The sequence below is a fragment of the Actinoalloteichus spitiensis RMV-1378 genome, assembly GCF_000239155.1.
In the GTDB taxonomy this organism is placed as follows: Bacteria; Actinomycetota; Actinomycetes; order Mycobacteriales; family Pseudonocardiaceae; genus Actinoalloteichus_B; species Actinoalloteichus_B spitiensis.
The window spans coordinates 1-2,500 of the sequence record NZ_AGVX02000100.1; the positions used below are offsets into that span (position 1 = coordinate 1).

The window sequence follows — 2,500 nt, forward strand, 5'->3', positions numbered from 1 at the left end:
TGGGTGGAGGAGAACCGGGAGCACCCACCAGGTGCTCAACCACATTCCCCTCCACCCACCGGTGAAAGAAAGTTCGGCGGCGTCCTACTCTCCCACACCCCCACGGGTGCAGTACCATCGGCGCTGAAAGGCTTAGCTTCCGGGTTCGGAATGGGACCGGGCGTTTCCCTCTCGCTATCACCACCGAAACACTCTAACCAACACCCCACCCCAACCAACCCCAGGGCAGGGAGCCAGTTGCACTCCCAGAATCACACAGTGGATGCGTAACACCTTCGTAGACAAGCCCTCGGCCTATTAGTACCAGTCAACTCCACACGTTACCGTGCTTCCATCTCCAGCCTATCAACCCAGTGGTCTACTGGGGGCCTTACCCCAACAAAGTGGGTGGGAGACCTCATCTTGGAACAGGCTTCCCGCTTAGATGCTTTCAGCGGTTATCCCTTCCGAACGTAGCCAACCAGCCATGCACCTGGCGGTACAACTGGCACACCAGAGGTTCGTCCGTCCCGGTCCTCTCGTACTAGGGACAGCCTTCCACAAGTCTCCAACGCGCGCGGCGGATAGGGACCGAACTGTCTCACGACGTTCTAAACCCAGCTCGCGTGCCGCTTTAATGGGCGAACAGCCCAACCCTTGGGACCTACTCCAGCCCCAGGATGCGACGAGCCGACATCGAGGTGCCAAACCATGCCGTCGATATGGACTCTTGGGCAAGATCAGCCTGTTATCCCCGGGGTACCTTTTATCCGTTGAGCGACACCGCTTCCACCAGCCAGTGCCGGATCACTAGTCCCGACTTTCGTCCCTGCTCGACCCGTCAGTCTCACAGTCAAGCTCCCTTGTGCACTTACACTCAACACCTGATTGCCAACCAGGCTGAGGGAACCTTTGGGCGCCTCCGTTACCCTTTGGGAGGCAACCGCCCCAGTTAAACTACCCACCAGGCACTGTCCCTGAACCAGATCATGGTCCGAGGTTAGACACCCAGTACGACCAGAGTGGTATTTCAAGATTGACTCCACGACCACTAGCGTGACCGCTTCCCAGTCTCCCACCTATCCTACACAAGCCGAACCGAGCACCAATACCAAGCTATAGTAAAGGTCCCGGGGTCTTTCCGTCCTGCCGCGCGTAACGAGCATCTTTACTCGTAGTGCAATTTCGCCGGGCCTGTGGTTGAGACAGCGGAGAAGTCGTTACGCCATTCGTGCAGGTCGGAACTTACCCGACAAGGAATTTCGCTACCTTAGGATGGTTATAGTTACCACCGCCGTTTACTGGCGCTTAAGTTCTCAGCTTCGCCCCGAAGGACTAACCGGTCCCCTTAACGTTCCAGCACCGGGCAGGCGTCAGTCCGTATACATCGTCTTACGACTTCGCACGGACCTGTGTTTTTAATAAACAGTCGCTTCTCCCTGGTCTCTGCGGCCACACAACGCTAGCCCGCGAAGGGCTTCACGCCACACGGCCCCCCTTCTCCCGAAGTTACGGGGGCATTTTGCCGAGTTCCTTAACCACAGTTCACCCGATCGCCTTGGTATTCTCTACCTGACCACCTGTGTCGGTTTGGGGTACGGGCCGCGTAGACACTCGCTAGAGGCTTTTCTCGGCAGCATGGGATCACCCTACTTCGCCTCATTCGGCTATGCATCACGTCTCACCATTAACAGAGAAGCGGATTTGCCTACCTCTCCTGGCTACACGCTTACACCAGTACTACCACTCACTGGCGGGGCTACCCTCCTGCGTCACCCCATCACTTGGCTACTACCAGATCAGTTCCCGCGCATGGCCACCACCCCACCCGAAAGCAGGACAGCACCACGGGCGGTTAGTATCACCAGCCTCGCCAGGGACGCATCCACACGGGTACGGGAATATCAACCCGTTGTCCATCGACTACGCCTGTCGGCCTCGCCTTAGGTCCCGACTTACCCTGGGCGGAATAACCTGGCCCAGGAACCCTTGGTCATCCGGCGGCAGAGTTTCTCACTCTGCTTTCGCTACTCATGCCTGCATTCTCACTCCCACACCGTCCACACCCGCTCACGCGACTGCTTCACCCAGTGCAGGACGCTCCCCTACCCATCCACACACCTACACCCACCCCCCGAAAGGAGCAGATGGAGCTACACATGTGAATGACACGGCTTCGGCGGTGCGCTTAAGCCCCGCTACATTATCGGCGCAGGACCACTTGACCAGTGAGCTATTACGCACTCTTTCAAGGATGGCTGCTTCTAAGCCAACCTCCTGGTTGTCTGGGCGACCCCACATCCTTTTCCACTTAGCGCACACTTAGGGGCCTTAGCCGGCGTTCTGGGCTGTTTCCCTCTCGACTACGAAGCTTATCCCCCGCAGTCTCACTGCCGCGCTCTCACACACCCGCATTCGGAGTTTGGCTGACGTCAGTAACCTTGTCGGGCCCATCGGCCATCCAGTGCTCTACCTCGGATGAGAAACACACGACGCTGCACCTAAATGCATTTCGGGGAGA

At 57.9% G+C, this 2,500-nt stretch carries 2 rRNA genes (1 of these 2 cut by a window edge); both read right to left on the reverse strand.

The window, feature by feature from the left end:
• Nucleotides 1–71: 71 nt before the first annotated feature.
• Nucleotides 72–188 (reverse strand): 5S ribosomal RNA (gene rrf, locus ACTIDRAF_RS0205170).
• Between the two features lie 89 nt (nucleotides 189–277).
• Nucleotides 278–2,500 (reverse strand): 23S ribosomal RNA (locus ACTIDRAF_RS0205175) (it continues 896 nt past the right edge of the window).